General features: G+C 62.2%; 4 protein-coding genes. 1 reads left to right on the top strand and 3 read right to left on the bottom strand.

Annotation, left to right across the window (positions count from 1 at the left end; genetic code table 11):
* The 3 genes from GNZ13_RS46930 to GNZ13_RS46920 form a co-directional block, all read right to left on the bottom strand.
* The coding region (locus tag GNZ13_RS46930) for a DUF6765 family protein (protein ID WP_328807407.1) at positions 1 to 365 on the bottom strand (365 nt) is incomplete at its 3' end.
* A gap of 270 nt (positions 366 to 635) precedes the next feature.
* Complete coding sequence (locus GNZ13_RS46925) at positions 636 to 983, bottom strand: FKBP-type peptidyl-prolyl cis-trans isomerase (RefSeq protein WP_236002501.1); 348 nt, start codon at positions 981 to 983, stop codon at positions 636 to 638.
* 103 nt (positions 984 to 1086) lie between these two features.
* On the bottom strand, positions 1087 to 1944 hold the full coding sequence (locus GNZ13_RS46920; RefSeq protein WP_172177851.1) for a carbon-nitrogen hydrolase family protein: 858 nt from the start codon (positions 1942 to 1944) through the stop codon (positions 1087 to 1089).
* 497 nt (positions 1945 to 2441) lie between these two features.
* On the opposite strand from GNZ13_RS46920, the gene GNZ13_RS53680 reads away from it, so the two are divergent.
* On the top strand, positions 2442 to 3037 hold a 596-nt coding region (locus GNZ13_RS53680; protein WP_268959246.1), incomplete at its 3' end, for a hypothetical protein.

Here is a 3037-nt window from a genome sequence, read left to right as displayed (position 1 = left end):
GCCGCATTCTGCCGCAACCAGCCCTGCAACAGCCTATTTACCCCACGCGCGTCAAGTGTTCGCTTCGCCGGGCTTGCGCCCGCACTTGACCCGGCAGCGCACCCACTCGAACTTCGAAAGAAGCGAAAATGAAATGGCGCCCACACCAGCCGGTTCTGATCATTATCCGTGTTGGTATAGTCGAATAGCTTGTGCGCGGTGGCGAAGCGCTCGAAAGTCTCACCGCCCGAAAAACGCAGTATTCCTGAAGTGGTCGCGTCGTCGACATACTGGCAGGCATGCGCCACCGTGAGTGCCTCGCCGGCCGGCATTCCGCCGATACGGGCAACGATATAGACCACACCGTAGTGAAAATCGATGTTCATGACGGGCGCTCCCGACGCGCGACGAATGAAGGCCAGAGATTCCGGAACGCGCAAAGCGGCTGTTGCAGCGCGGCGCAAGCGTAGAAGGTAAACGAGCGAATGCAACGGGACTTTAAAAAAACGACACCGTCTGAATAAGAGCAGAACTTCTCTTCTTTTAGAAAAGCCCGGCGATCGGATACATGCAGTACCCCGGAAAAGAAAAAACCCCGCTTCGATCTCCGGAGCGGGGTTCAGTTTCAGCGCGCTTTGCTCTGTCTCTGCGCCGTATTACTTGACGATACCGACGAGCTCGACTTCAAACGTCAGGTCGCTATTCGGCGGAATCGGGCCGACGCCGCGCTCGCCATAGGCAGTCGCCGCCGGGCAGGTCAGCTTGGCCTTACCGCCGACTTTCATCGTTTGCACGCCTTGCGTCCAGCACGGAATCACGCGATTGAGCGGGAAGGTTGCCGGGCCGCCATGCTTCGCCGAGCTATCGAACTCGGTGCCGTTAGCGAGCGTGCCGCGGTAGTTGACCTTCACGACGTCGTCAGCAGCCGGCTGGGCACCCGTGCCCTGCGTAAGATGTTCAACGACAACGCCAGAAGGCAGTTTTTCGGTGGTGGAAGCGGCCATTGCCGTGGAAGAAAGAACAGCCGCGGCGACCAAAGCAAGGATAGATTTCAAAGCGAGTCTCCAGGTGGGTAGTGCGCGTCATTGTAGCGGATGACAGGTTCTGTTAATCCAGACGATGCGCCACGTAAGCACTCGCCGCCTCATCGCCGTGCGCCATGAAGTCCGCGAGCACCATCTCGCGCTCACGGACATCGGCGAGCACGGCCGGATCGAGTAGCGCGGTAATCACTTCTTCCCGTTCGCGGCTCGCTTGCTCCACCACGTCGCCATACGGGCCCCAGATCGCGCTCGCACCACACGTTTCCCAGCCGCCTGTGGTGCCGACGTGATTCGACAACAGCACATACAGGGTATTGTCGAACGCACGCGCCGGAAACCAGATGCGTGACTGGTGGTAGCCAGTCTTCAGGCTAAAGAGAGCGCTCACCAGATAGGCGTGCGCGCCGTTCACCGCGGCGCTGCGCGCATGCTCCGGAAAGCCGGAGTCGTAGCACACGCCGAGTGCGAGCCGCCATCCGTCGATCTCCAGCATGCAGCCTTGCGTGCCCGGCCGGTAAATCTTCGTCTCGCTGCTATAGAGATGCTGCTTGTGATACGGCGCGATCAGTTCGCCGGAACGGCTGAACACCAGCGAAGAAATATGAAGGCCGCCTATGCCATGTGTTGCCGCTCCGACGATCACCGCAATCTCGCGCTGGCGGCAGACTTCCCGAATCGGCTCGAGCCGCGCATCGTGGTCGTCGAAGGCGTATTTTGCGGGGTCGCCGGCAATCAGCCCGGGTTCATAGCCGCTCAGGAATTTCTCGGGAAAAACCACCAGTTTCGCGCCGCGGTCAGCGGCAACGCCGGTCAGTCCGACGGTTTTTGCAATGTTTGCCGTGACGTCGCCGGAAACCGGTTGCGCTTGCGCTGCCGCAATTCGCAATGGCACTTGCGGTAACGAGGCCTGTTTGTTGTTCAACGCGAACTCCGTTATGAATGGACTGTTGCGTGTGCCCGCCGGGGTCTGGTTCAGCGTTTTAAGTGGCAGGCGATGCCTCGGTATTTAATCACGGACGGCACGCTTTCAGGCGGACGTCGTTGGTGTTTCCGTGGATCGCGTCGAGCGGACGTCGAGTGGATGTTTGTCGAACTTGAGAAGGCACGTGATTGAAGTGGCGCTGAGGGGCTTTGAGTAGCGGTTGGCTTTTTTTGGTTGGGAAGATGTGAGAGCTTGCCGCGAGTCATCCCATCGACGGGATTGCCTTTGGGTTGAAGGCGAATCTGTCGATGGGATTTTTTACTTTCCGGATTATCGTGCGTTGGTTTTTTTGTTTCTTTCTATTCTTCTTTTGCGCGGGATGGGCGGGCGTGAGAGTGAGCGGATGTTCGGTTGTCCGCTCGTGTGATCCCGGCCGGGACATCAGCGCGCGAAGCCGTTTGCCGGCTGCCGCGCGCTGAGGAGCGCTCGCTGCGTCAGTGGCCGTGGGCGCCGCCGTAACCGCCGCCTTGGCCGCTGCTGCCACCGCCATCGCCGTGACCCTGGCCGCTGCTGCCTTTGCCGCCATCGCCGTGGCCGCCAGCGCCGTGGCCACCGTCGCCATGGCCGCCGTCGCCGTGGCCGCTGTCGCCTTTGCCACCATCACCATGACCGCCAGTGCCATGGCCGCCGTCGCCATGGCCGCCGTCGCCGTGGCCGCTGTCGCCTTTGCCACCATCACCATGACCACCAGCGCCGTGGCCACCGTCACCATGACCACCAGCGCCGTGGCCACCGTCACCATGACCACCGTCGCCGTGGCCGCCAGCGCCGTGGCCACCGTCACCATGACCACCGTCGCCGTGGCCGCCATCGCCATGACCGCCATCGCCGTGGCCGCCGTCGCCATGGCCACCGTCACCATGACCGCCATCGCCGTGGCCGCCGTCGCCATGGCCACCGTCACCATGACCGCCATCGCCGTGGCCGCCGTCGCCATGGCCGCCGTCGCCATGGCCACCGTCACCATGACCGCCATCGCCGTGGCCGCCGTCGCCGCCGTCGCGCCCACCGTTACCACCGCCGTCACCATTGC

The sequence above is a fragment of the Paraburkholderia elongata genome, assembly GCF_013177735.1.
In the GTDB taxonomy this organism is placed as follows: Bacteria; Pseudomonadota; Gammaproteobacteria; order Burkholderiales; family Burkholderiaceae; genus Paraburkholderia; species Paraburkholderia elongata.
Note: the sequence above shows the minus strand (reverse complement) of the source record. Positions and strands in the feature narration are given on the sequence as shown.